Origin of the sequence: Rhodococcus sp. USK13 (genome assembly GCF_018343855.1) — a bacterium.
GTDB classification, from domain to species: domain Bacteria; phylum Actinomycetota; class Actinomycetes; order Mycobacteriales; family Mycobacteriaceae; genus Rhodococcus_F; species Rhodococcus_F oxybenzonivorans.
Genome location: NZ_CP069242.1, coordinates 1,286,447 through 1,310,911, shown reverse-complemented (window position 1 = coordinate 1,310,911; position 24,465 = coordinate 1,286,447). Strand labels below are relative to the sequence as shown.

Here is a 24,465-nt window from a genome sequence, read left to right as displayed (position 1 = left end):
TACGCCAGGAGATCGCCATGCCCACGCTCAGGAACAAGGTCGCGCTCATCACGGGCGCCGCACGGGGCATCGGGGCAGACACCGCCCGTGCGCTCGCCGCAAAGGGCGCCAAGCTCGTCTTGATCGACCTGGATGCTGCGCCCCTGCAGGCTCTGGTCACCGAACTCGGCGACGACGTTGCCCTCGCCGCCGTCGCCGACGTGTGCGACCTGCCCGCGATGCAGAGAGCCGTCGACGCCGGGGTCGCGAAGTTCGGTGGCATCGACCTGGTGCTCGCGAACGCCGGAATCGCCAGCTACGGCTCGGTGTCGCAGGTAGACCCGGCCACCTTCAAGCGCGTTCTCGACATCAACATTCTCGGCGCCTTCCACACGGTCCGGGCCGCGCTTCCGTCCGTCATCGAACGCAAGGGCTACATACTCGTCGTCTCCTCGCTCGCCGCATTCACCGCCGCACCCGGCCTCGCCGCGTACTGCGCCAGCAAGGCTGGGGTCGAGCATTTCGCCAGCGCCCTCCACCTCGAGCTCGCTCACCTCGGTGTCGCAGTCGGATCGGCGCACATGTCGTGGATCGACACTCCACTCGTGCAGGACGCGAAGGCGGATCTGTCGGCTTTCAATCAGCTCCTCGCCGTTCTGCCCGGCCCCCTCGGGAAGACGACGTCGGTGCAGGCGTGCGTCGACGCCTTCGTGCATGCACTGTCTCGCCGCAAGCGCCGCGTGTACGTACCCCGCTGGGTCGGGCCGGTGGGCTGGTTCAAAGCGGTGGTCACCTCCAGGATCGGCGATCGCGCGGTTATGCCCCACATCCCGAGGATTCTTCCGTTGATGGACGAAGAGGTGGCCGCCCTCGGCCGGTCCACCTCCGCGCGCAACGTTGCGCTCGACGACGTGGCGGTCGACCCGTCATGACGTCCACCGATACCGCCGCCGGCCGATCCGACACCGAGCGCGCAGTCGAGCATCTCGATGTGATCGTGATCGGCGCCGGCCTCTCCGGGATCGGTGCCGCGTACCACCTGCAGGACAAGTTCCCTGGCCGCACGTACGCGATCCTCGAGGGCCGCGACGCGATCGGCGGCACCTGGGACCTGTTCCGCTACCCCGGAATTCGTTCCGACTCCGACATGTACACCCTCGGCTACCGGTTCCGGCCCTGGGAGAACGACAAGTCGATCGCCGACGGCTCCTCCATCCTCGAGTACGTACGCACAACGGCCGCCGAGGCCGGCATCGATCGCCACATCCGGTTCGGACATCGGGTTGTCCGAGCCGAATGGTCGAGCGCATCTTCGACGTGGACGGTCGAGGCCGAACGCACGGACTCCGGCGAGAAGATAACGCTGACAGCGGATTTTCTCTTCTCCTGCAGCGGCTATTACCGGTACGACGAGGGCTACACCCCGAATTTCCCGGGGCTGGAACGATTCGACGGCCAGGTGGTGCATCCCCAGCAATGGCCCGAGGATCTCGACTACGCCGGCAAGCGTGTCGTCGTCATCGGTAGCGGCGCGACCGCGGTGACTCTCGCGCCGTCGATGGCGGCCGAGGCCGAGCACGTCACCATGCTGCAGCGCTCGCCCACGTACATCCTCTCCATGCCGGCCAAGGATGCGCTGGCCAACCGCTTCCGCAAGCACCTTCCCGCGCGCGTCGCCTACGCCCTGACGCGGCTGAAGAACGCGTCGGTCGCGGTCGCGATCTACCAACTGTGCCAGCGTTATCCGGAGTTCATGAAGGGCCGCATCCGGCAACTGCAGACGAAGTGGCTTCCTCACGGTTACGACATCGACACCCACTTCACGCCGCGATACAACCCGTGGGATCAGCGTCTGTGCCTCGTCCCCAACGGAGACCTGTTCCGCGCCATCCGTCACGGTGAGGTGTCGATCGTCACCGATCACATCGACACCTTCACGAAGAACGGCATCGCCCTGAAGTCGGGCGAGGAACTGAAGGCCGACATCGTGGTGACCGCCACCGGGTTGAATCTGCTTGCCTTCGGCGGAATGACGCTCGCCGTCGACGGCCGCGACATCGATCTCGCGGACACGATGGCCTACAAGGGCATGATGCTCAGCGGCGTACCCAACTTCGCGTTCGTCATCGGGTACACCAACGCATCGTGGACCCTGAAGGCGGACCTCGTCTGTGAGTACGTGTGTCGTCTTCTCGAGCACATGGACGAGAAGGGGTACACGTACTGCGTGCCCGAACGTGACGCATCGGTCGACGAAGAACCGTTCCTCGACTTCGCCGCGGGGTACGTACTCCGCTCGGTGGAGTCGTTCCCGAAGCAGGGCTCGAAAGCCCCGTGGCGGCTGCGCATGAACTACTTCCGCGACCTCGTCACCTTTCGCCACGGCAAGATCGTCGACGACGCGATGACCTTCCGGGGATCACGACCGCCCCGTTCGCTCACGACAGGACACTGAAGTCGCATAAGCAGTCACGGGGCGGGAAGAATGTCCGCCGGTAGCGTCCATTCGGGTGGGATGGCCGTGGCCAGCTGACTGACGACGGGATTGTCGGTGGTGTCGAGACGCTCGATCAGCTCGCGCACCGGCACCTCTTCCGGCGCAGGCGTCGGCTCGGGACCGAACGCGCCCTGGACGTCCGATGTGTGCTGCTCCTTGCTCCCGTAGGTGTTGGCGGCCACCGAGAAGTCGGGACCGAACGAGGCCGATGCGACAATGTCCGGTCCGTAGTCGGACCAGCCCCATTTGGTGCCTACGACGGAGGGAAGCGTGCTCGTTCCCCAGTCCTGGGTCGTTCCGTCCGCCGCGACGGGGGCGGCGGTGGCCATCCAGCCGAGAATGGGACTCGACGGGTCGGTGGCCTTCTTCGCCTCCAGGAAGGTGACGGTGTCGGCCGTGCTGGTGCTCGAGTTGCCCCAGAAGGCGGCGCCTCGCGTTGCAGTGAGACCGTACTCGCGGGCCACGGCCTCGATGGAGTGCGGATATTTGGCGTACGCCTGGGAGGCGGCGCCGTCGTCGCTGTCCCGAATCATGCGCTGACCGAGCTCACGGTCCTCGGCAGAACCGTCTCCGTGTCGGAGCATGTAGTCGGCCACATACAGTTTGACGGTCGACAGGCCGGGTCGGGCCTCCGCGGAGTTGGCGGTACCCACCCGCATTCCGCTGGGTGAGTGTGCGAAGGACAGCGAGGTACGGTCGGGGACGGTGTCGACCCCATCCGGTGAGGGAGCGGCGTTCACCGAACCGGCTTGGGTGGCCACTCCACCGCCGAGGAGGAATGCCACGGCTGCACAACGCGCGCAGAGCTTCTTCGCGCATGCGGGGGTGAAATGGGGAAGATTCATAGTTGCGGGTACCCGCAGGGGGGACCGTGACACATCACCGCACAGAAATCGACGACGTGCATGGCGTCATGCCCCACTTTCTCCTCGGGACACATCACGTAACTCCACGCGGTGCGGTCCGCTGGCAGGACAGCCGATCGCCGAAGTCTCCGACCGTGCGGGCCGCGAACAACTCGACGCGCTCATGAGTTTGATACTTACCGTGGACTGAACGTGTCAGGTCACCGGCCGGATCCGGGTTTGGCGAGTAGACGATGCGCTGCCGCCTTGACGGCGTCCGGAGTCACCGTGTTCACCGCCGCCATCGCCTTGGACATGATCGACCCGGCCACTACTTTGCGCTCACCCTTCATCATGGCCTCGTAGCCCTGCTTGGCGACCTCGGCAGGATCGTCCTTGGGACCTTGACCGAGCTTGGTGTCGTCGAGCTCGGCGCGGCTGAAGAAGTGGGTGTCCGTGGGCCCGGGCATCAGTGACGTAATGGTGACCGGGCTGTCTTTCAGTTCCCCTTGCAGCCCCTCCGCGAACGACTGCACAAACGACTTGGAGGCGTTGTAGACGGCTTGATATGGACCGGGCATCGTGGAGGCCACGGACGAGGTGATCAGTATCCGCCCCTCACCGCGGGAGACCATGTCGTCGAGCACGAGTTTGGTCAAATGCACGGTCGACCTCACATTGAGGTCGATGATGGCGAACGTGTCGGCGAGGTCGGTGTCGACGAACGCACCGCCATGTCCCACACCGGCATTGAGTGCAGCGGCAGCGAGCGGGCGGCCGTCTGCGGTGATCGCCTCCCACACCGTCGCCACACCCTGTTCGGTGCGCAGATCGGTGCGCACGGGAATCACACCGGCACCCGTCGACCTCAGTTCGGTGACGGCGGAGTCCAGGGCATCGGAGTCCGCCACGACGACGAGATCGTAACCGTCCTTGACGAACAATCTGGTCAGTTCGAGCCCGATCCCCCGCGACGCTCCGGTGACGAGAGCCAGTGGGCGTGCCATGGTCATAGTTCTCACCCCTCCGTGGTGTGGTTTCTCCGTCTACGGAGCCGCAGAATTGCCGAGGTCAGTATGCCGAGAATGAAGCCGAGAACTGCGGCGAGTAGTAAGGACAGCCCCAGAGCGAGGTCCAGATCCCAGCCGAAGTAGCTGATACGCGTGGTGTCACCGTTCTGCACGACGAACACGATCAGCGCAGCAAGGACGACGAGCGCGAGAATGGTCGTGAGTACCGCGGGTACGGAAGTGCGGCGCTTGACGGTGGTGGTCTGCCCAGCCGTTCCCGTGGGAACGTACGGTTGCTCGGTCACGAAAGAACCCCTCTTCACTGGGAGAAACAGTCGGCGATCACGGTGCCGATTACCCAGGTGCCGGCATCTCACACCGGCATATTTCCCTCACACCGGCAGATCAGGGGTGCAGTCGGAGTTGTGCGGGGAACACGGGTCACCGACGATGGAACAAGACTCATCTGACGCAGGTTTCCGCACACCTCACCGAGGAGAAGGCACCATGGTCGATTCCGGACGAGCACTCGACACCGTACGCAGCGCATTCGTGGGCCCGTTCCGCATTGCCGCGTCTGTCCGCCATGCACGGGTGTTCCACCCCAAGGGGCTGGTCATCGGCGGCACAGTCGAATTCAACTCGTCGTGGTGGCCGGGACGTACCCGAATCTCGTTGCCGGTGACCGCGCGGATGTCCGGTGGAATCGGTACTCCGTCCATGATCCCCGACGTACTGGGTCTCGCTCTGCGGATCGACCTGGACGAGGGCCCCACGCCGTGGGATCTACTGTTGGCGAGTTCGGGCACCTCGTCGCTGACCCGCATGCTGCCGCTTCCTGCAACGGGATGGAACACCGCCCGGTACAGCAGTCTCATGCCGCTCTCCTCGACGGGCGGACCGCCCACCTGGGTGCTGGCCGAACCGGTCGGTGAACACCCGCCGACGACGTCGATCAACGCACTCGCCGATGCCCTCGCGATCGCGCCGCTCGTGTTCTCCTTACAACTAGCTACTTTCACCAATTCACCCACGCCTTCAGGGCGTGTCGTACTGAGCGACGTGCGTGACCTCGCGGATGACCAACAGCCGTCTTTCGATCCGGTAGTGAACTGCCCACCCTCGATCGCGCTGCGGCCCGAGTGGCTTGCCGCAGCGCGGATCGGGGCGTATCGGGGCAGTCGCCGCGGTCGGGGCGCTACCGACGAATAGCGCTCACGGTTTGTCCGGGTCGAGCGCTTCCTTCACCTTGCCGACGAGACCCTTTTCCGTGCCCATTGCGCTCGAGGCCGGTTCACCCAAGCTTCCGTCGTACGTCGCATAGAGCTTCGGATCCGGCGCGGGCGCACCGCCCTTGCCACCCAGCGGCTGCGGGTCCGCGAGGAACCGATTCTCGTCGTCGGTCCATCGACTCGACGCTGCCACCGCAGGTTCCGTGCGTCTGGCCATTTCTCTCGCGTTCCCCGACGTCTGCGGGCGAAAACAGGAGGAGTACGCGGGAGCAGTTTTGTGCTCCACTAATCGCTGCGTCGCATCGCGCCCTCCACCTCGCGACGAGCGGGACGCTCGTTGCGTCAGATCGAACGAGCGTCCCGTTCGATCGGCGGGGACGTATCGGCCCCACAAGCCGAAGCTCCAGGAGGCACTCGCCCCTCGGGCGCTGCGCCGGGCTGAGCCCTCCGGCGGTGACCCGACCAATGCGCCGCCGGTTGCCGGAGCGGCAGGCGGTTCTCCCGTGGATCCGTCCCACTCACCGTCCGACAACACTCCGCTGCGCCACGGTGTCGCGGAGCAGACCCCCGCGCACGGAAAGCCCTGAATCGCAACATATCCTGACACCACCGTCGCCCCGGATACGCACCACACCCGGGGCGACGGTCCATCGTGGCATCCCGTCAATCTCGCGGTGGCGGCGTCACTTCCACTCCTCCGGAGTCGTGTTCGGGCCCGGCGGCAGGGTTGTCGGCGGGTACGCGGCTACGGAACGCCGCCGCCTCGCTTCGTTTGCCGCCGTCGGTGCCCTTTTCCCCGCGGTACGGTCCTGGCTTCGGACGCGGCTTCCCGCCCGGAAATGCCAACCGCAGGATCGTCCGGTGCACCATTCCCCACTGCTGCATCAACGGTCCCGAGTTGTACGGCAATTGGTACCGTTCGCAGATGTCCTTCACCTTCGGTGCGACCTCGGAATAGCGGGTGCTCGGCATATCCGGGTAGAGGTGGTGTTCGACCTGATACCCGAGGTTGCCGCTGATGATGTGGAACAGCGGGCTGCCGTCGATGTTGGCGGCGCCCACCAATTGACGCACATACCAGCCGCCCCGGGTTTCGTCCTCCACCTCCTTCTCACCGAAGGTGTACGTCTGATCCGGGAAGTGGCCGCAGAAGATGATGCCGTGCGCCCACACGTTGCGGATGATGTTGGCGGTGAAGTCGGCCAGCGCGGTGGCGAGAAACGTCCGCTCCAACCCGGGCAACATGCGGTCGAATACGTCCGCGACCGACGACCACCGGCCGCGAGCCCGCTTGCCGCGCAGCAGTCGGCCCGCTTTCGACGTTGCCGGCTGACCGAGTCGCCCGCGGGCGGCGAGTTGTGCGAGCCCGAAGGCGCCTGCGCTGATCAAGGGCCAGCCGACATAGTCCTTCACGACCTGGGCGCGAGCCTTTCCGCCAATCCCTTTGAGGTCCTGCCACACGTCCTTCAACGGCTTCTCACCGGAGCGGACCGCCTCGAGGTCCATGTCGTGGAGCGCGACACCCCATTCGAAAAATGCCATCAGCACGACGTTGTATAACGGCTGGGCAAGATAGACAGGGTGCCATCGCTGCTTCGGGTCGATCCGCATGATCTCGTATCCGAGATCTTTGTCCTTCCCCCGGATATTGGTATAGGTGTGGTGGATGTAATTGTGCGAATGCTTCCATGCCTTCGCGGTTGACGCCGTGTCCCAGTCCCACGTGGACGAGTGAATATAGGGATCGTTCATCCAGTCCCACTGGCCGTGCATCACGTTGTGGCCGATTTCCATGTTCTCGAGGATCTTCGCCATCCCCAGACAGGCGGTTCCGGCCAGCCAGGCAGGTTTGCTGACCGAACCGAGCAACAGAACTCGGCCGGCGACCGCCAGCTGACGTTGCGCGGCAATGACGGACTTGATGTATCTGCGGTCGCGTTCACCGAGATCGGCGTAGATCTCGTCGTGGATGGCGTCGAACTCGCGTCCGAGCGCCTCGATGGTGTCGTCACTCAGATGTGCGAGCGGGCTCTCGATGTCGATACTCACCAGCAGGTCCTTCCCCTATTTCACAGCTCGATTTCGATGTCACCTTCTGCGGTGTGAACGCAGGTGCGGACCGCCTGTCCGACGGCGTCGTCGACGACGTCCCCGGTTCGCAGGTCACGAAGCCTGCCCGATTTCAATGTCCCGACGCACGTGTGACAGATCCCGATGCGGCACCCGAACGGGAGCGTCAAGCCGGCGTTCTCCCCGGCAACGAGGATCGGTGTTCCCCCGTCGACCTCGGTTTTCACGTCGCTGTCCGAGAAGTGGACTTCGCCTCCTTCACCGCCGGAATCGTCGCCACCGATCACGGGCTGGAAGCGTTCCATGTGCAGGCGCTGCGGATCGCCGTGGTCGTTCCAATGCTCCACCAGCTGATCGAGCATCTCGCCCGGACCGGACGCGAACACCTCGCGTTCACGCCAGTCGGGACACAGTTCGGCGAGCGCGTCCGGTGTCAGCCGGCCCTCCTTCCCGGTGAGGCGGAGCACCAGCCGGAACCCGTCGTGGCGACGGTCGAGATCGCGGAGCGTCGAATCGAACATGACCTGCTCCTCGCTGCGGGCCGAGTGCGCGACGACCACGTCGTCGACCGCATTCTTGTGGTCGAGGCTGCGGAGCATGCTGATGATCGGTGTAATACCGCTGCCGGCGCTGATGAACAGCAACTTGTCGGGCAAGGGGTCCGGGAGGGTGAAGGTGCCTTCCACCTCACCGAGACGCACGATGTCTCCGGGGCGGATGTCGCGGACGAGGTACGGCGACACCGTGCCGCTTTCCACCAGCTTCGGCGTGACGCTGATCAGCCCGTCATCCGGGTCGGGGTCCGAGGTGAGCGAGTACGCGCGCCAGTAGTAGACGCCGTCGAGGACGACGCCGAGGCGCACATACTGTCCGGCCTCGTGCCCGAACCATTCGTATTGGGGGCGGATCACGACCGTGGCGGAGTCGGCACTGGCGGGCTCGACCCGCTCCACCCGTCCCCGCAATTCACGGGTGGTCCACAGCGGATTGATGAGCTCCAGATAGTCGTCCGGGCGGAGAGGGCTGAAGAGATGCCGCACCGCGCGCAGCATGAATCTGCGCACTACGGGAACTTTGGGACGAGCACCGCGTTCCGCCATGACGACCACCGTAACTATTCGGCACTGCTCGGGTCAGCGTTCGGGCGCGATCGGGTGAGAAAATCCGTCGGCGCGAATACTCCTGATGTGATTAACGCTGTTGTTCTTCGGGTACCGCGTCGGGTTCAGCAGTGTTCCCGTCGCTCTCGCGAAGTGCTCGTCCCTGCTCGATGTACTTCTGATACTTCTCGGCATTCTTGTCGGACACGCGGGTGTCGCGCGGCGGAAGCTGCAGCTCGTCTTCCGCCGGCAGTCCGGCTTGCAGTTCCCGGCCTCGCTCGAGTTCGGAATCGAGCTCGGCTCCGAACAGCAACGCCAAGTTGGTGATCCACAACCACAGCAGAAACACGATGACCCCGGCGAGAGAACCGTACGTCTTGTTGTAACTGCCGAAATTCGAGACGTAGAGACCGAAGAGGACCGACGCCACGATCCACGTCACAATCGCAAGAAATGCGCCCGCACTGATCCAGCGGAATTTCGGCTGCTTCACATTGGGTGTCACGTAGTACAGGATCGCGACCGCGACGACGACCACTCCCAGCACGAACGGCCACCGGGCAATGTTCCACACGGTCAGGGCAGTGTCGCCGAATCCTATGGCGTCACCGACCGAACGGGCAACCGGCCCACTCAGCGCCAGCATGACGGCCGCCACCGCCACGAGCAGGAGTCCGATCAGGGTGACCAGCAGCATCAACGGACGCAACTTCCACACCGGACGCCCTTCGTCGACCTCATACATGCGGTTCATGGCGCGGCCGAACGCGCCGATGTAACCCGAAGCCGACCATACGGCGCCCAGGAGACCGAAGATCAATGCCATACCGGCAGTCGGTGTTTGGACGAGCTGGGCAATGGGGTCCCGCAAGGTGTCCACTGCGGACGAGGGTCCGAGGTCGTCGACGATCTGCAACACCGAATCTGTGGTGCGCTGTCCCTGTCCGAAAACGCCGAGAAGCGACACCAGCGCGAGCAGGGCAGGGAACAGTGACAGGACGGCGTAGTACGTCAACGCGGCCGCTAGATCGGTGCACTGATCGCGGCCGAACTCGTGCGCTGTCTTCCGCAGAACGTACCCCCACGACGGTTTCGTCAGCTCCGCGGGCGAGTCCGGTTTGCGGGGATCGTCGGGATCCGGTTCGGCTTGCTTTTCATCGACCATCGTCTTCTCCTACCCGGGAACCTTCTCTCGGAAACGGCGGCGGAACTGGGTTTCGCGGCCTACGGGCGCGCTTCGTGCCTGGGCTGCCCGTGCGTTCGACGGGACTCCTTCATCTCGGACTCGAACACGTGCCGGAGTCCGCCGCACAGCTGGCCGCGCACGGTGGCCTCACAGTCCCGGAAGGTGGACCAGTAGTAGTCGTCGAAGTCTTCGACTATCTGGAACGTCCATCTCCCGTGCAGGACGTTGCGGCCCACCAGCTCCTTTTCCACCTGCTCGGCGATATCGTCACGTCCTGCCTCACGCAGCTTCTGGACCGCCTCGTCCAACATCAGGTCGGCGTGACCGATCAGCTGATGGAAGTCGTACAAACGTCCGCGGGCACGTTCCACCGTCTCGAGGGCCTCGGACAATTTGCCGGCCGCGGCGACCTCTTCGTCCGTCGCCTGCTCTGGCCTCGCATGGTCGGGGGGATCCGGGATCTGCTGGTCTGTCATGGACTGCGTGTACCCGATCCGCCAGGCTCGTACCCCCGACAGGGCGGGAATCGGCCCTTTCCGGCTGTTTCCGTCCGCAGGATCCGGGTAACGCGGAACAGACGAAGGGAGGACCCGTGCATTACATCGACAAGGCGAGAGAACAGCTGACCGACTTGGTCGGGAAGCTGGTCGACTCCACCGCCGGCAGCGGAAACAGTCAGACGTTGACGATCAGCAGGCCCCGCTCGGAGGTGGAACAGTTCTGGCGTGACCCCGGGAAATTGTCCGAGGTGCTCGGCGATGTCGCCGAGGTCCGGTCGACCGAACCCGGTAGCTACGAGTGGACACTGAATCCCGGCGCCGACGAGCCCACCACCTGGAATACCACGCTGGTGGAAGAAGACGGCAGTCTGCGGTTCGTCGGCGAGACGGGTGACGACTCCACGGACCAGAACTCTACGGCCGATCCACCAGAGGTCGAGCTCACGTTTCGCGACGCACCGCACGATCTCGGCACCGAGGTGACGATCCGGACGAAGACGCCGGTGCCCGACATCCTTACCGGCGCGGCGACATTCAAGGCTCTCTACCGTGCCCGCGCGCTCTTGCAGACCGGCGAACTGCCCACTCTCAGGCAAAATCCGAGCGCGCGTCACGCCGCTCGTTGAACGAGGAGAACCCATGCGTGCACTGTGTTGGAACGGCGTCAACGACCTGAGAGTCGAGACCGTCGACGACCCCGAACTCGTCAATCCACATGATGTCATCGTGCAGGTACGGCTGACCACTACCTGCGGTTCCGACCTTCATTTCATCGACGGATACCTGCCGGGCATGCGGGAAGGTGACGTGTTCGGTCACGAGTTCATGGGTGAAGTGGTGGACGTGGGTCCCGAAGTGACCGATACCAGGGTGGGTGACCGCGTGGTCGTTCCGTCGTTCATCGGATGCAACTCGTGCTGGTACTGCGACCACGACTTGTACTCGGTCTGCGACACGACGAATCCGAATGCCGAACTGCAGCAAGCGGTCTTCGGCTACCCCACGGGCGGCATCTACGGGTATACCCACCCGTTCGGCGGATATCAGGGCTCCCACGCACAGTACATCCGCGTGCCGTTCGGCGACGTCAACTGCTTCACCATCCCCGACGGCATCACCGACGAGCAAGCCCTGTTCCTCTCCGACGCCGTCCCCACCGGCCTCATGGGCGCGGATTTCTGCGACATCTCGCCCGGCGACACGATCGCAGTGTGGGGCAGCGGGGGCGTCGGGCTGATGGCCGCACACACAGCCCGTCTCCTCGGCGCGGAACGGGTCCTCGTCATCGATCGTTATCCTGAGCGACTTGCGTTGGCACGTCGGGAGTTCGGTGCGGAAACCATCGACTACACGTCCGTCGACAGCGTGCAGGAGGCGCTACGCGAAACCACCGGCGGGCGGGGCCCGGACGCGTGCATCGACGCTGTCGGCATGGAAGGGCACGGCACCGGGCTGCAGCAACTCTACGACCGCGCCAAACAACTGCTGAGGTTCGAATCCGACCGGGCCACCCCGTTGCGCGAAGCGATCCTCGCCTGCCGTAAAGGCGGCATCGTGTCTGTCCTGGGCATCTACGGACTGACGGACAAGTTTCCGATGGGTGTGGTGACCAACAAGAGTCTGACGATCCGGACGGCACAGCAACACGGTCAGCGGTACATGTCGCGGATGTTCGATTACATCCAGCATGGCGATCTCGATCCCTCATATCTGATCACCCACGACATGTCCCTCGAGGAGGCAGTGCGCGGATACCAGGTGTTCAAGAGCAAGCAGGAAGGGTGTGTTCGGGCCGTCTTCCGGCCGTGACAGCTAATGTTTCGGTGACTACTCGATCGGGCACGCAACAACTATGAGTATCGAAGATGGTCCTGGTGACACCCTCAACCCAGCCGAAAGCCTCGACCCCGACGACGTGCGGAACAACGACGGCGACGACGTCGTCGACCCGCCGGAGCATTGGAGTGAGGCCGACAAGTTCGGCATGACACCACGCGAAGAGCGTGAAGGCGAGACGCTCGACGAGAAATTGTCCGAGGAAGAGCCCGACGTCGAGGTCGAGGTGCCGCCGGACATTCCCGTGGCCGCCGCACCGGACGACTCCCTGACCGAGGAGGACGTCGACCGAGTCCTCGACGACGACGTCGAGATTTCGGGCGAGGGCAGAAAGTCCGCGGAGGTCGTCGACGGCGTGATCGTCGAAGATTCACGGGTCGACAAAGGTCAGGTCGACGGCACCCCCGAGGACGGCGACTCGCTCTTTCCGATCGTGGATTGACAACGCACTCGGCACAGCGAACAAGGGGAAAGTGGATGAACGTGGCACAGGCGCCGGAGCGCGAACGGAGTGCGACAACAGGCGAGCGCGAACAGAGTTCGACCGGACGCGAACGCTCCCTGAACGGCTACGCGGCGACGATGGCGGCGTACACCTTCGTCGTCGCCGTGGTCACGGTGCTCGGCGCTCTCACCAACCGGCAACTCCCGCGCGCCATGACCGTGCGAGAACTCGTCATCACTGCGTTTGCGGCGCACAAACTTTCCCGCACGGTGACCAAGGACGCCGTCACCACGCCGCTCCGCGCACCGTTCACCGAGCGGGCCGGGGACGGGGGGCCCGGCGAGGTGATGGAGAAGCCGCAGGCCTCCGACGGGGTCAAGCACAGCATCGGCGAACTGCTGACCTGCCCGTTCTGCTTCGATGTCTGGGTGATCACCGGTTTCACCATCGGGCACGTCTTCGCACCCCGGGCGACACGCATGGTGGCCGATGCGATGGCGGCTCTGGCCGGCGCGGACTTCCTGCAACTCGCGTACGCCACCGCCCAACAGGTAGCCGAAGGCTAGTTCGCGGCCCGGCCGGCGGACTCGGCCGTGAAGTTGTCGACGATGTCCGACGCGATTTCCCGCAATTTCACGTTGCGGTGCTGCGAATACGTGACCAGCTTCTCGAAAGCCGTGTCCGCGTCGCACTGGAACGCCGCCATCGTCAGGCCTACCGCTTGACTCAGCGTGGTGCGGGTGTCCAGTGCGGTGCGCAGCTGATCGGTCTCGCGTTCACCGTCCGCGATGAGAGTCTCCCGGAACCAGGACAATTCCAGGTGGACACGGATTCGCGCCACCAGTTCGGCCGGTTGAAAGGGTTTGACGATGTAGTCGTCGGCGCCCTGACTCAAACCGTCGACCGCCGACTCGGTGCCCGCGCGAGCAGTGAGGAGAACGACGGGAAGCCTGGCCGTCGACTCGTCCGCACGGAGTTCCTTCAGGAAGGTGATTCCGTCACGACCGGGCATCATCACATCGCTGAGAACCAGATGCGGTCGCCGATCCGCCAGACGACGCCAAGCGGTATCCGCGTCCGGCACGGCGTCGACGTCCCAGCCTTGCCCCGCGAGCAGTCGGGTCAGGTAGGCCCGGAGATCGCTGTGGTCTTCGAGCAGCAGAATGCGGTACCGCGGCGCATCGTCGTCCGCTGCCACAGGCACCGGGGAGGGCGGGACCGGCTCCCGCTGCACTATCTCGCTGAAGTATGCAGTGGCGTCCACTCGTGCCGGGTTGGTGGGAACAGCCGCCGGCGCCGCCACGCGCGGCACGCGAACCGTGAAGGTGCTTCCCCGTCCCAGCGTGCTGTCGAGGACGACGGATCCGCCGAGCGCCTCGGCGAGATCCGCGACGAGGGAAAGACCGATGCCCACACCGCCGCCACTGTTGGGCGCTGCCCCCTCGACCCGATGGAAACGTTCGAACACCCGGTCCTGCTCGTCGGCCGGAATTCCGACGCCGGTATCGGCCACGCGCAAGATCAGATGGTTGTCTTCCTGCCGAAGTGACACGTCGGCAGAGCCGCCGTCGGTGTTGTATTTGAGGGCGTTCGACACCAGGTTGAGGACGACCTTCACCCACATTTCCTGGTCGACGTCGACCAGTCCCACACTTTCGTCGATGTCGGTTCGGAGGAGAAGCCCCGCGTCCTCGGCTGCGGAGGCAAACATGCTCACACAGTCGGCGGTCAACCTGCCGATGTCGGTCGGTTCCGGTTTCTGCTCGAGTGTGCCGCCGGCGGCGGTGGAGAGGTCCAGCAAGCCGTCGACAAGTCGCTGAAGCCGCTGCGCCGCCCGATAGGCGACGGCGATCGCATCGCGCCGTTCCTCGATCGACACCACACCGTTCTCTTCGCCCAATGTTTGCAGCGGCCCGAGGAGCAACGTCAGCGGTGTGCGGAACTCGTGGCTGATGTTCTGGAAGAATCGCGTTTTCGCGGTGTCAAGTTCAGCGAGGGCTGCGGCGCGGTCTCGTTCGAACTCGAAGGCCAGAGCGTCCGACATCAACGTCGACACCTTCGCGGCCACCAATTCGAAGAAGCTGCGATAGGCGTCGTCGAATGCGCGGCACGCGCTGATACCGAGAACCAACAGACCCACCGGCTCGGAGTCTCCCGTCACCACCAGCGGATACACCCGCGCGTCGGCCGGGTGAATGCCCTCGCCCGCAGCGATGCGCAGCGGTGCGAGCTCCGTGCCCCGGTCCGTTCCCACGGCACCGACCAGGACCAGATCGTGCGACGCTCCGTTTCGAGCTGCTCCAGCGATGTCCTCCCGCAGATACATCACTGCCACCGGCACATCGTCGCTGCTGTCGGCCAGGACCTCCATGACCGCCTGGCACGAATCCGCGATCGGGTCGTCTCCCTCGGCGGTCGAGACCATGCCCAGTCGACGGAGCGTCTCCAATCGGCGTTCTCCGAGCACACGAGTCGTCACATCCGTCGTCGCGACGAAGACACCCGCCACGTTCCCGCCTTCGTCGTGCACCGGGCTGTAGGAGAACGTCCAATACGTCTCCTCCAGGTAGCCGTGACGTCGCAGGAACAACTGCTGGTTCTCCATGTACGTCGCTTCACCGCCCGCGAGTACCTGCTCGGCGAGCGGTCCCAGCTCGTCCCACACCTCCGCCCAGCACTGCGCACCCGGCTCGCCGACCGCGGCCGGATACTTCTCACCCAGTACCGGCGTGTAGGCGTCGTTGAAGATCTGCACCAGGTCGGGGCCCCACCACAGCAGCATCGGCACGGCCGACGGCAATACCGTGCGGACCGCAGCCCTCAGCTCCACGGACCAGGTCTCGACCGGTCCCAGCGGCGTGGCTGCCCAGTCGTGGCGGCGAAGCCGTTCCCGCGTCTCACCGGGCCCTGCGAACAACCGTTCCGCAGACCAGGAAGCTTCACCCGAGGCAGTCACAATCCATGGACCTTTCGTCCACCGCCGGTTTCCCGGACCCATCCATTCCGTCCCAGAATCATGGCCCAGGTTCGACTCATCTCGCCATGCAGGTGGTCGCTACGGATTAACGGGAACGTGCTACCTGGGTGAATGCGGTGATCAACGGCGAGTCGAGGCGCACCGTCACCGGTTGTCGATCACCATCATCAGTGCCGTCGCACGAGCCCGATTCTCGATCGCGTCGACAGCGAAACCCAGGTGCCGGGACAGCTTGGTCAGCCGGTGCGCAACGCTGCTGTGGTGTAGGTGCATGCTCTCCGCCGCGGCCCGCAGCGTTCCCGACCGTAGATACACCCGCAGTGTCGCCAGCAACTCCGACCCCTGTTCGGAGTCGCGCAGTCCGGAAGCGTGAACAAGATCGGGAATCGCGGCGTGTGCGAGGCTCTGCCCCGCCACCAGCAGGTTGAGGGCGCCGAGGTCGTCCGCGTTTCTGATCGGTTCGGGTCCCGAGGCCTGACTACGGGCGAATTTCGCTGTGCCGACGAGCGTGTTGGCCTCCGACGCCGGGGCCGCCAGTGAGAGACCCACCTGCACGGATCGGGAACGGGCCACGTCGGCGAATTCCGTTGTCGGCACGAACGACTCCGCAACCAGCATCAGCGAGTCGCCGTCCACCTCGATCTCCGTGGAGCGGCCGGGTGCGAGCTCATCGGGCAGCGGTAGGCGCGCGCCGCCACCGGCCGTGTACACGAGCACACGGACGGGAGTCGACGGTTCCATCCGCAGCGCAGCGCACGAGGTGAGCACCGCCAGCTCGTCCATCGGAAAGAGAAGATTGCGTGTGTGCTCAGCGTCGGTGAGCACACGGCGCGGTTGCAGGATGATCGCCGCGGTCAAAGCCATCCGGTCGACGAGCATGTCGTCGAGCGGCAGACTCGCACCCGACCTCTCTATCCAGACAGATCCGACCACCACATCGTCGACCACGACGTCCTTCGATGCACTGGGCGCCAGCCGCGGCTGCGGAGACCACCGCCCGCGAGGATCACAGCGGCGTGGCTCGGAACTACCGGACCACCCCGAGATGTCGATGCCGACGACGCAATCGGCCAGCGCGGCACTCGCCCGGAGCATCGAGGCGGTGTCCGCGCCGTGGCGGACCAGCGCGTCGAAATAGTCGATCACTCGTACCAGGCCCGCCGAGTCCGCATCGAGCTCGGCGAGCCGGTACATCAGTCCCTGCATCCAGCAACGCTACGAGGCTGGTGACACCACACGCAAGCCTCTCCGCAGCGCGTCGAGCGCCTCCGCCATCGCGCGTTTGCTGACCTCTGCCGTCGCCAGCAATCCGGACCCGTGGAAGGTGCCGGGGAACGAATGCAGCTCCACGCTGATACCGGCCCTGAGCAGGCCGAGGGCGTAGTCGATCCCCTCGTCACGCAGCGGGTCCAATTCCATGGTGCAGAGATAGGTCGGGGGCAGGCCACGAAGATCGGTTGCGCGGGCCGGTGCCGCGTAGATCGACACATTCGGATCTTCCGGTCCCGTGTAGGACGTCCCGAGGTAGTACTGCCACGACAGGATCGCATTGGGGCGGTGCCACAACGGAGTGTCCACGAACGTCGTCATCGAGGCGGTGGTCAGCCGGTCGTCGAGCTCGGGAATGTCGAGGAGCTGGAATGCGACCGGGACGACGGCCTCGTCGCGCGCCCTCAGGACGGTTCCGGCGGCGAGCCCACCGCCCGCGCTCTGACCACCGACCGCGATGCGGGAGGCATCGATTCCCCAGTCGTCCGCGTGGGCGTGGAGGTGAGTCAAGGCCGCGTAGCAGTCGTCGAGCGGACCCGGAAAGGGCGTTTCCGGAGCTAACCGGTATTCGACGCTTGCGACGGCGCACCCGAGTTCCCGCACCACCTCGACGCAGAAGGGGTCGCTGGAGGCCGCTGTTCCGATGGCGAACCCGCCCCCGTGGATCCATAGAAGAACCGGCAGCGGTCCCTCCGCGTTCTCCGGCGTGAAGAACCGGACACCGACGTCCGGATCGTCGCCGAGGCCTGGGACCGACAACTCCTGAACACGGACTCCGTCGAACGATAGATCAGCCAACAGGGAGCCGACCAGGGAGTCGAATGTTGCCCGTGCGGAGGGCAGGTCGGAGAAATCGAGATTCGGGAGCATGGTGACCGCGGCCGCGAGTTCGGGGTCGAGCGTGGGAAATGATGTCATGCACCCAGCATGAGTCCGAATGTGGCCCAGGTCACCCAACAGCTGGAGGAAGTTGGTGAGGGAACGCCCGACGGGTGTCGGACGCCCCGGAACCCGACCGACTACCCGGCGATCTCGGCGTGCATCTCCCACACGATGACCTCGGCACCGGTTTCGGTAGTCAGTTGCTGACCTCCACCGCCACTGACCCGAACGGCGTCGCCCTCGCCGAGCACCCCGACGCCCTCCAGCGATGCTTCACCGCGCGCCACGAACACATGGAGGAACGGCGCGTCGGGCAGGGCGATCGGCGGCTGACCGGGTTGCATGCGCGCAACGTGCATTGCGGCGTACTTGTTCTTGATCCGTATCGCCGAGTGGTCGGCGTACGCGGGCATGCCCGACGCGACCGGCACCAGTCCCCCGGCCAGCAATTCGTGGTCGATCTCGAGTTGTTCGTAACCGGGCGTGATACCGGCTTCGTCGGGAACGACCCACATCTGGATGAAGTGCACCGGGTCGCTGTGCTGGTCGGCATGGGCACCGGTGACACCGTCCAGACGCCAGGAGTCGTTCTTCTCGGAGTGCAAGATGCCGGTGCCCGCACTCATCCGCTGAGCCAGGCCTGGGTAGATGACCCCGGAATGCCCCATCGAATCCTGATGTACCAGCGAACCCTGCAGCACCCAGGTGACGATCTCCATGTCCTGGTGTGGGTGGGTGTCGAAGCCCATCCCGGGAACGACGATGTCATCGTTGTTGACCATCAGCACCCCGTGGTGGGTATTGGCGGGGTCGTAGTGGCGGCTGAACGAGAACGAATGCTTGGAATCGAGCCAGCCGGCCTGGGTCTTGAAGCGGTCGTCGGCCCGGCGGACGTCCAATGGGGGACGAGCTACGGCAGTGGTCATACGGAGCACCTTTCGAGATGTCGGAGTGGTGGTTGTGGCGCTCTCGATCAGAGAACGTGTGACCCGTACATTTCCCCGAGTGGGTCGGCGATGAGTTCGAGGCGGGCCCCGTCAGGGTCGCGGAAGTACAGCGACACCTCGCTGTGCTCGATCAGCTCGACGCCGGCGTCCGTCAGCTTGCGGCGCAGGTGTTCCCACCGTTCGGGTTCGACGCTGATCGCGACATGATGCAGGCCGCCGAGAACCTCCTGATAGGGGCCGATGTCGAGTCCGGGGAAGTCGAAGAACGCCAGCAGGTTGCCGTTTCCGATGTCGAAGAAGAAGTGCGACGACCCGGAGTAGTCCCGATTCTCGATCAGCTCCGTGAGCGGAAACTCCAGCACATCCTGATAAAACCGCACCGTGCGCTCGACGTCCCCGCTGATCAATGCGGTGTGATGGAGACCGCGGGCCGACGACGCGGGTCGCGACGCGGCCGGCTTCAGGTGCTCGGCACGGATTCGGTCGCGCTGCACCGCGAACCCCTCGGAACTCTTCTGCTCGGGCGTGGTGTTCATAGCCGTGATTCCTTTCGCGAGGTGGCGACGAGGACGCCGGTCAGCTTTCGGGCCAATCGGGGTGATTGCGTCTTCAACTAGTTTGAGAATACCTCAAGTAGTTGCACTGTCAACTACTTGAGGTATTGTTGATATGTGAAGACAACTCGGTGGCTCAGCGCGCAGGAACAACACACGTGGCGTGCCTATCTCGACGCCACTCGCCTGCTGCTGCAAGCGCTCGATCGGCAACTCAACCGTGATGCGGGCATCTCGTTCACCGATTTCGAACTGCTCGTCGTCCTCTCGGAGGCCCCCGAGCGGCGACTGCGGATGAGCGAACTGGCAGAGGCCGTCACCACGACTCGCAGCGGGGTGACGCGGGCAATCAGCAGGCTCGTCGATGCCGGCTGGGTACGCCGCGTGGAGTGCAAGCACGACAAACGCGGAATGATGGCCGAGTTGACGGATGCCGGCGCCGACAAGCTCGCCGCCGCAAGCCCTGGACATGTGGCCGAGGTTCGCCGGAACATGTTCGACCTGCTCAGCCCGCGGGACGTCGCGATCCTCGGCCACGACTACAGCGAGATGCGCGCCCATATGCTCGAGAACACCTGAACGGCAATTCCACCCACCCGAAATTCGGCCCACCCGATTCCGCCCACCCGCAGTGTCACCGAGCAAGAAGGACGATCAATGACGCACTCCGACAACACCTCTCCCGCACTCGACACCACGGTCACGCACGTGCCCGATCGGCACCGCTACGAGCTCGGCGTCTCGGGACAACGGGTGGGGTTCACCGCATACCGCGACCACGACGGTCGCCGCGTCTTCTTCCACACGGAAATCGACGACGCATTCTCCGGCCACGGCCTCAGCTCCATCCTGATCCGCCATGCACTCGACGATGTGCGCCGCTCGGGATTGCGTATCGTCGCGGTCTGCCCACTGGTGGCCGCCTATCTGAAGAAGCACGACGACTTCGAGGACATCACCGACCCGGTGACGTCCGAGATCCTCGAGTTCATTCGCTCGTCGACCCGGTAGTTTTCATTTTAGTTGACATCGCAACGACATCCCCCTATCGTTGTAGTTGCAAGTTCAATTACTTCAGATTCTTCACCACCCCGGTAGACCACTCTCGAGGAGTTCACCATGACCACCGCCATCACCACGCTGCCCGGCCTCACCGCAGGAACCTGGGCCATCGACCCCGTCCACTCCACCGTCGGCTTCTCCGTCCGCCACCTGATGGTCAGCAAGGTCCGCGGCACGTTCAACGACTTCACCGGCGCCATCACCGTCGCCGAGGACGGCACCGCCTCCGTCACCGCCGAGATCCAGGTCGGCTCGATCGACACCAAGAACGCCGACCGCGACGCCCACATCAAGTCGGCCGACTTCTTCGACGCCGAGCAGTTCCCCACCGCCACCTTCACCTCCACCGGCATCCGCGCCAAGGGCGACGACTACGTGGTCGACGGCAACTTCACCCTCCGCGGCGTCACCCGCCCCGTCGAGCTCGCGCTCGAATTCAACGGCGTCAACCCCGGCATGGGCAACGGCCCGGTCGCCGGCTTCGAAGCCACCACCGTCCTCAACCGCAAAGACTTCGGCATCAGCATCGACATGCCTCTCGAAGGCGGCGGAGCCGTCGTCGGCGACAAGATCACCATCAGCCTCGAGATCGAAGCCGGCCTCCAGGCCTGACACCACCCGTCTCGCCCACAGCGGGAGCGCGCTGAATGTCAGCAGTAGCCCAGAGTTTCTGGGCTACTGCGACATTCGTACGTCGAGCCGAAGACCCGGAAAAGGTCATACGGTGTCAACCACGTCAACCGAATGAGTCGATGGCAGCGATGAGTTGGTCGGTGAAGCTGCCACCACCGTGGCCGGCATCGTCGACGACGACGAGTCGACTGCTCTTCCAGAGGCGAGAGAGCTCCCACGCCGTGTCCAGCGGACCGGATACGTCGTGTCGGCCGTGGACGAGTACCGCGGGGATGCCCGTCAACCGGTCCATTCCGTCGCGTAGCTGATCGTCTGCGAGGAAATGATCTCGACCCCAATAGTGGGTGACCAAGCGTGCGAACACCATACGGAACGCAGGGTCGTGGTATCTGGGGTTCGGTGCCCACCCCGGCGCCAGGGAAACGTGGGTGTCCTCCCACTCACACCACCGCAGTGCGGCGTTCTCGCGAACGGCTGGGTCGGGATGAGCGAGCAGGCGTGTGTATGCGGCCGCAAGGTTGCCTCCGCGTTCGCCGTCCGGCACGGGTTCGACGAACCGTTCCCACTCGCGCGGGAACACCCTCCGCATGTCGCGGGTGATCCACTCGACCTCTTCGCGGGTGCCCGTGGTGATTGCACCCAACGCCATGCCGATCACACGATCGGGATGACACTGCGCGTAGGCCAACCCGAGCGTGACCCCCCACGACGCACCCGCCACGACCCACCTGTCGATTCGGAGATATTCCCGCAGTCGTTCGATGTCTTCGATCAGGTGTGCCGTCGTGTTCGTCGAGAGGTCGACGCCCGGATCATCCGCCAGTTGCCGGCTACGGCCGCATCCCCGCTGGTCGAACAGGACCGCCCGAAAAGCATTGGGGTCGAAGAGCCGGCGCATTCCGAGTGTGCAACCAGAGCCGGGGCCGCCGTGCAGATAGACCGCCGGAGTGCCGGCAGGCTCGCCGACCGTCTCCCAGTACAGGACCTGACCGTCGGAGACCTCCAGGAACCCGGAGTCGTAGGGTTCGACAGCTGGATACAGCGCAACCATGGACCAAGTGTGACAGTGCAGCGTGCGGTTGCCGACTACCCGGTTGCCGGGACCTCCGGTGCTCGACGACGTGGGCGGCGGAGGCGAAGCCTGCTGTAGGCGACGACTGCGAGGACGACACCGATGAGCACCAGCATGCCGATGCTGAACAGCCACCACGACGGGACGTGTTGCCAGAGCGGGTCGTCTTCCGTGCCAGGCGAGTTCGTGCGCAGATCCGCCGTCGAGGCGGCGGCGGCGAAGCCCCAGCGGGACGGGAACAGCCACGACAACTGGTCGAGCACGGCGCGGCCGGTGATGGTGATCATGCCGCCGCACATCACCAGCTGCACCATGATCGCGATGACGAGCATGGGCATCACCTGCTCGTTCGAGCGCGCCACCGACGACAACGCCATACCGAGCACCACGCAGGCGCAGGTAGTGACGGCGATGTCCACGATCAGTTCGAGGGCGCCCGAGGGGATGACCGTCCCCGGACCCGGCAGCCCTTTGCCGACGAAGACCACCGTCACCATCACCACCGACTGCACGACCCCCGCGGCGCAGAACACCACGATCTTCGCCGTCAGGTATGCGGATGGGAGCAGTCCGGCGGCGCGTTCCCGGTGGTAGATCAAGCGCTCACCGACGAGGTCGCGGATGGTCAGCGAGCAACCCATGAAAGTCGCGCCGAGAATCAGAACGACCAGGATTTGGTTCAACTCGCTCGACTCGGGTGGCGCCGGACCGAATCCGGTGTCGCCGGGCACGAGCACGGACAACCCGCCGAGGACGAAGGGCAGGAAGGACAGGAAGATCAGGTATCCCCTGTCGGCGCGGATCAGCCGAATCTGCCTTCGCGACACGGTGCTCCACTGCCTCCACCTCGAGGTGTGCGCGGGGCTCCCCAACGGTCCGGGCGGCGGCGGTGGACCCACCTCGACCGAGGTGCGGCGGGCGCGGTACTCGGCGAACACCTTGTCGGGCTCGGCCGCGACCCGGGCGAAGACATCGGCCCAGTCGGAGCTGCCCAGCATCGAACCGACCTCGTCCGGTGGACCCACGTAGGCGGTCTTCCCGCCCGGTGCGAGGAGGAGAACCTGGTCGCACATCTCGAGGTACGAGAGCGAATGCGTGACGATGACGACGACGCGGCCCGAGTCGGCGAGGCGGCGCAACGTGCCCATGATCTGCCGGTCCAGCGCCGGGTCGAGGCCCGAGGTCGGTTCGTCGAGGATGAGGAGGGACGGCCCGGTGAGCAACTCCAGCGCGACGGATGCGCGTTTACGCTGACCGCCCGACAGGTGATCGACCCGCGTGTCCGCGTGCTCGGTGAGTTGCAGCTCGGCCAGTACCGACGCGATCACGTCCTCGCGGTCCGCCCGCGTCGTGTCCGGGGGCAGGCGCAGCTCGGCGGCGTAACCCAGTGCCTGCCGAATCGTCAATTGCCGGTGCACGACGTCGTCCTGCGGGACCAATCCGATGCGGGACCGCAGGACTTGGTAGTTGGCGTGGACGCTTCGGCCTTCGAAGTCGACCACACCTTCGGTCGGGGTCAGTGAGCCGGAGAGAATGGTGGCCATCGTGGTCTTGCCCGCACCCGACGGGCCGATCACCGCGGTGAGCGTGCCCCGCCCTGCAATGAGATCCACTTCTTCGAGCAGTCGACGCCCGCCCTCGATGGTGAGTCCCACGCCGTGCACGTGCAGTCCGCTCACGGCCGGTGCCGTCGTTCGCCGAGGAACGAGCCGATCGCCCTCCACGCTGAAATCGGTGTTGCCGATCGTGACGACGTCACCGTCGTTCAGCCGGGCGCGGGTTACCCGGGCACCACCGACGAACGTTCCGTTGACGCTCCCGAGGTCCTCGATCTCCAGTCCGGATTTCCGGGTATGGAGGACGGCGTGCCTGCGTGAGGCGAGTACGTCGCGGACGACCAGGTCACTGTCCGGCGCTCGACCCACCGTGACGGATCCGGCGGGTACCAATTGATCCTGAGGACGGGTCGGGACCGCGTCGTCACGCGGGGCCCCGACTTCGACCGTCGACTCGTTCCATCGCGGGCCGACCGCCTGCTGCGTCGCCTCCGGATCCTCGACGAAGATGCGCACCACGGGTCCGTCGGACGCGTTGCCGAGGCGGACGGTGACGGGATCGGAGACGCGGAGCCTATCCCTGCGCTTACCGTCGACGAAGAACCCGTTCTTGCTGCCCGCGTCGACGAGTTGCCAGCCGTCGTCCCAGCTCAGGCGCGCATGCTCCCGCGACACCGCCGGATCGATCACCGTAACTTCCATCTGCGGGTCACGGCCGATGCGAACGGTTTTCCCCGCGTCGTAGCTCACGCGGGCGTGCTCGGTCTCGACCACCACCCGCGGGCTCCCGGTGTCCGCCGCGTCGTCCATAGC

24 protein-coding genes and 1 pseudogene are annotated in these 24,465 nt (G+C 65.0%); 10 read left to right on the top strand and 15 right to left on the bottom strand.

Annotation, left to right across the window (positions count from 1 at the left end):
- Window positions 1–17 precede the first annotated feature (17 nt).
- Window positions 18–911: an SDR family oxidoreductase gene (locus tag JQT59_RS08875; protein WP_213575812.1), complete on the top strand. Its 894-nt coding sequence runs from the start codon at window positions 18–20 to the stop codon at window positions 909–911.
- A complete protein-coding gene (locus tag JQT59_RS08870) occupies window positions 908–2,434 on the top strand; it encodes a flavin-containing monooxygenase (protein ID WP_213575811.1) in 1,527 nt (508 codons plus the stop codon). The genes JQT59_RS08875 and JQT59_RS08870 overlap by 4 nt, the downstream gene beginning before the upstream one ends.
- Window positions 2,435–2,448: 14 nt before the next feature.
- Here JQT59_RS08870 and JQT59_RS08865 read toward each other — a convergent pair whose 3' ends face one another.
- The 3 genes from JQT59_RS08865 to JQT59_RS08855 form a co-directional block, all read right to left on the bottom strand.
- Complete coding sequence (locus JQT59_RS08865; protein ID WP_249354276.1) at window positions 2,449–3,321, bottom strand: hypothetical protein; 873 nt, start codon at window positions 3,319–3,321, stop codon at window positions 2,449–2,451.
- Window positions 3,322–3,542: 221 nt separating this feature from the next.
- Entirely contained in the window at window positions 3,543–4,334 is a 792-nt protein-coding gene (locus tag JQT59_RS08860; RefSeq protein WP_213575810.1) for an SDR family NAD(P)-dependent oxidoreductase, read from the bottom strand.
- A gap of 5 nt (window positions 4,335–4,339) precedes the next feature.
- The gene (locus tag JQT59_RS08855) at window positions 4,340–4,636 is read right to left on the bottom strand and encodes a lipopolysaccharide assembly protein LapA domain-containing protein (RefSeq protein WP_213575809.1); all 297 of its coding nucleotides are present in this window, start codon (window positions 4,634–4,636) and stop codon (window positions 4,340–4,342) included.
- A gap of 202 nt (window positions 4,637–4,838) precedes the next feature.
- Between JQT59_RS08855 and JQT59_RS08850 the strand changes: the two genes are divergently transcribed.
- Window positions 4,839–5,543: a hypothetical protein gene (locus tag JQT59_RS08850; RefSeq protein WP_213575808.1), complete on the top strand. Its 705-nt coding sequence runs from the start codon at window positions 4,839–4,841 to the stop codon at window positions 5,541–5,543.
- A gap of 3 nt (window positions 5,544–5,546) precedes the next feature.
- Here JQT59_RS08850 and JQT59_RS08845 read toward each other — a convergent pair.
- The 5 genes and pseudogenes from JQT59_RS08845 to JQT59_RS08825 form a co-directional block, all read right to left on the bottom strand.
- Window positions 5,547–5,720, bottom strand: a pseudogene (locus JQT59_RS08845) (manganese catalase); the annotation flags it as partial.
- A gap of 506 nt (window positions 5,721–6,226) precedes the next feature.
- On the bottom strand, window positions 6,227–7,612 hold the full coding sequence (locus JQT59_RS08840) for a fatty acid desaturase family protein (protein ID WP_213575807.1): 1,386 nt from the start codon (window positions 7,610–7,612) through the stop codon (window positions 6,227–6,229).
- 20 nt (window positions 7,613–7,632) lie between these two features.
- Window positions 7,633–8,733: a ferredoxin reductase gene (locus tag JQT59_RS08835; protein WP_213575806.1), complete on the bottom strand. Its 1,101-nt coding sequence runs from the start codon at window positions 8,731–8,733 to the stop codon at window positions 7,633–7,635.
- A 91-nt stretch (window positions 8,734–8,824) separates the two neighbouring features.
- The gene (locus JQT59_RS08830) at window positions 8,825–9,898 is read right to left on the bottom strand and encodes a YihY/virulence factor BrkB family protein (RefSeq protein WP_213575805.1); all 1,074 of its coding nucleotides are present in this window, start codon (window positions 9,896–9,898) and stop codon (window positions 8,825–8,827) included.
- A 59-nt stretch (window positions 9,899–9,957) separates the two neighbouring features.
- Window positions 9,958–10,395, bottom strand: coding sequence for a hypothetical protein (locus JQT59_RS08825; protein WP_213575804.1), 438 nt, complete (start codon window positions 10,393–10,395; stop codon window positions 9,958–9,960).
- 116 nt (window positions 10,396–10,511) lie between these two features.
- Here JQT59_RS08825 and JQT59_RS08820 point away from each other — a divergent pair, with 116 nt between their 5' ends.
- From JQT59_RS08820 to JQT59_RS08805, 4 genes are read left to right on the top strand one after another with little or no spacing between them, the layout of a single operon-like run.
- On the top strand, window positions 10,512–11,045 hold the full coding sequence (locus JQT59_RS08820) for an SRPBCC family protein (protein ID WP_213575803.1): 534 nt from the start codon (window positions 10,512–10,514) through the stop codon (window positions 11,043–11,045).
- A gap of 13 nt (window positions 11,046–11,058) precedes the next feature.
- A complete protein-coding gene (locus JQT59_RS08815; protein WP_213575802.1) occupies window positions 11,059–12,228 on the top strand; it encodes a zinc-dependent alcohol dehydrogenase in 1,170 nt (389 codons plus the stop codon).
- 43 nt (window positions 12,229–12,271) lie between these two features.
- Window positions 12,272–12,697, top strand: a complete 426-nt coding sequence (locus JQT59_RS08810; RefSeq protein ID WP_159923143.1) for a hypothetical protein — start codon at window positions 12,272–12,274, stop codon at window positions 12,695–12,697.
- 35 nt (window positions 12,698–12,732) lie between these two features.
- A complete protein-coding gene (locus JQT59_RS08805) occupies window positions 12,733–13,266 on the top strand; it encodes a DUF1360 domain-containing protein (protein WP_213575801.1) in 534 nt (177 codons plus the stop codon).
- On the opposite strand, the gene JQT59_RS08800 is transcribed toward JQT59_RS08805, so the two are convergent.
- The 5 genes from JQT59_RS08800 to JQT59_RS08780 all read right to left on the bottom strand — a co-directional run bounded on the left by JQT59_RS08800 (window position 13,263) and on the right by JQT59_RS08780 (window position 19,311).
- The gene (locus JQT59_RS08800) at window positions 13,263–15,698 is read right to left on the bottom strand and encodes an ATP-binding protein (RefSeq protein WP_213575800.1); all 2,436 of its coding nucleotides are present in this window, start codon (window positions 15,696–15,698) and stop codon (window positions 13,263–13,265) included. The two genes, JQT59_RS08805 and JQT59_RS08800, sit on opposite strands and share 4 nt — an antisense overlap.
- Window positions 15,699–15,821: 123 nt before the next feature.
- Window positions 15,822–16,883, bottom strand: a complete 1,062-nt coding sequence (locus tag JQT59_RS08795; RefSeq protein ID WP_249354270.1) for a helix-turn-helix domain-containing protein — start codon at window positions 16,881–16,883, stop codon at window positions 15,822–15,824.
- Between the two features lie 9 nt (window positions 16,884–16,892).
- Window positions 16,893–17,864, bottom strand: coding sequence for an alpha/beta hydrolase (locus tag JQT59_RS08790; RefSeq protein ID WP_213575799.1), 972 nt, complete (start codon window positions 17,862–17,864; stop codon window positions 16,893–16,895).
- A gap of 101 nt (window positions 17,865–17,965) precedes the next feature.
- Window positions 17,966–18,754 (bottom strand): pirin family protein, encoded by a 789-nt coding sequence (locus JQT59_RS08785; protein ID WP_213575798.1) that lies wholly within the window; start codon window positions 18,752–18,754, stop codon window positions 17,966–17,968.
- Window positions 18,755–18,801: 47 nt separating this feature from the next.
- Window positions 18,802–19,311: a VOC family protein gene (locus JQT59_RS08780; RefSeq protein ID WP_213575797.1), complete on the bottom strand. Its 510-nt coding sequence runs from the start codon at window positions 19,309–19,311 to the stop codon at window positions 18,802–18,804.
- 135 nt (window positions 19,312–19,446) lie between these two features.
- Between JQT59_RS08780 and JQT59_RS08775 the strand changes: the two genes are divergently transcribed.
- From JQT59_RS08775 to JQT59_RS08765, 3 genes are all read left to right on the top strand, one after another.
- Window positions 19,447–19,908, top strand: coding sequence for a MarR family winged helix-turn-helix transcriptional regulator (locus tag JQT59_RS08775; RefSeq protein ID WP_213575796.1), 462 nt, complete (start codon window positions 19,447–19,449; stop codon window positions 19,906–19,908).
- Window positions 19,909–19,986: 78 nt separating this feature from the next.
- The gene (locus JQT59_RS08770) at window positions 19,987–20,340 is read left to right on the top strand and encodes a GNAT family N-acetyltransferase (RefSeq protein WP_213575795.1); all 354 of its coding nucleotides are present in this window, start codon (window positions 19,987–19,989) and stop codon (window positions 20,338–20,340) included.
- A 108-nt stretch (window positions 20,341–20,448) separates the two neighbouring features.
- Complete coding sequence (locus tag JQT59_RS08765; RefSeq protein ID WP_213575794.1) at window positions 20,449–21,003, top strand: YceI family protein; 555 nt, start codon at window positions 20,449–20,451, stop codon at window positions 21,001–21,003.
- A gap of 124 nt (window positions 21,004–21,127) precedes the next feature.
- Here the strand turns inward: JQT59_RS08765 and pip are convergent, their stop codons facing one another.
- Both pip and JQT59_RS08755 read right to left on the bottom strand, forming a co-directional pair.
- Window positions 21,128–22,075 carry a prolyl aminopeptidase gene (gene pip / locus JQT59_RS08760; RefSeq protein ID WP_213575793.1) on the bottom strand — a complete coding sequence of 316 codons (948 nt, stop codon included), beginning with the start codon at window positions 22,073–22,075 and terminating at the stop codon, window positions 21,128–21,130.
- A gap of 35 nt (window positions 22,076–22,110) precedes the next feature.
- Window positions 22,111–24,462, bottom strand: coding sequence for an FHA domain-containing protein (locus tag JQT59_RS08755; RefSeq protein ID WP_213577549.1), 2,352 nt, complete (start codon window positions 24,460–24,462; stop codon window positions 22,111–22,113).
- Window positions 24,463–24,465 lie beyond the last annotated feature (3 nt).

Coding starts and splice junctions, on each gene's coding strand:
- JQT59_RS08785 (WP_213575798.1), bottom strand. CDS start 18,754: ATGACCACTGCCGTAGCTCGTCCCCCATTGGACGTCCGCCGGGCCGAC.
- JQT59_RS08795 (WP_249354270.1), bottom strand. CDS start 16,883: ATGCAGGGACTGATGTACCGGCTCGCCGAGCTCGATGCGGACTCGGCG.
- JQT59_RS08790 (WP_213575799.1), bottom strand. CDS start 17,864: ATGACATCATTTCCCACGCTCGACCCCGAACTCGCGGCCGCGGTCACC.
- JQT59_RS08805 (WP_213575801.1), top strand. CDS start 12,733: ATGAACGTGGCACAGGCGCCGGAGCGCGAACGGAGTGCGACAACAGGC.
- pip (WP_213575793.1), bottom strand. CDS start 22,075: ATGGTTGCGCTGTATCCAGCTGTCGAACCCTACGACTCCGGGTTCCTG.
- JQT59_RS08825 (WP_213575804.1), bottom strand. CDS start 10,395: ATGACAGACCAGCAGATCCCGGATCCCCCCGACCATGCGAGGCCAGAG.
- JQT59_RS08870 (WP_213575811.1), top strand. CDS start 908: ATGACGTCCACCGATACCGCCGCCGGCCGATCCGACACCGAGCGCGCA.
- JQT59_RS08765 (WP_213575794.1), top strand. CDS start 20,449: ATGACCACCGCCATCACCACGCTGCCCGGCCTCACCGCAGGAACCTGG.
- JQT59_RS08780 (WP_213575797.1), bottom strand. CDS start 19,311: ATGAACACCACGCCCGAGCAGAAGAGTTCCGAGGGGTTCGCGGTGCAG.
- JQT59_RS08875 (WP_213575812.1), top strand. CDS start 18: ATGCCCACGCTCAGGAACAAGGTCGCGCTCATCACGGGCGCCGCACGG.
- JQT59_RS08770 (WP_213575795.1), top strand. CDS start 19,987: ATGACGCACTCCGACAACACCTCTCCCGCACTCGACACCACGGTCACG.
- JQT59_RS08810 (WP_159923143.1), top strand. CDS start 12,272: ATGAGTATCGAAGATGGTCCTGGTGACACCCTCAACCCAGCCGAAAGC.
- JQT59_RS08835 (WP_213575806.1), bottom strand. CDS start 8,733: ATGGCGGAACGCGGTGCTCGTCCCAAAGTTCCCGTAGTGCGCAGATTC.
- JQT59_RS08755 (WP_213577549.1), bottom strand. CDS start 24,462: ATGGACGACGCGGCGGACACCGGGAGCCCGCGGGTGGTGGTCGAGACC.
- JQT59_RS08860 (WP_213575810.1), bottom strand. CDS start 4,334: ATGACCATGGCACGCCCACTGGCTCTCGTCACCGGAGCGTCGCGGGGG.
- JQT59_RS08800 (WP_213575800.1), bottom strand. CDS start 15,698: ATGGGTCCGGGAAACCGGCGGTGGACGAAAGGTCCATGGATTGTGACT.
- JQT59_RS08865 (WP_249354276.1), bottom strand. CDS start 3,321: ATGAATCTTCCCCATTTCACCCCCGCATGCGCGAAGAAGCTCTGCGCG.
- JQT59_RS08815 (WP_213575802.1), top strand. CDS start 11,059: ATGCGTGCACTGTGTTGGAACGGCGTCAACGACCTGAGAGTCGAGACC.
- JQT59_RS08830 (WP_213575805.1), bottom strand. CDS start 9,898: ATGGTCGATGAAAAGCAAGCCGAACCGGATCCCGACGATCCCCGCAAA.
- JQT59_RS08850 (WP_213575808.1), top strand. CDS start 4,839: ATGGTCGATTCCGGACGAGCACTCGACACCGTACGCAGCGCATTCGTG.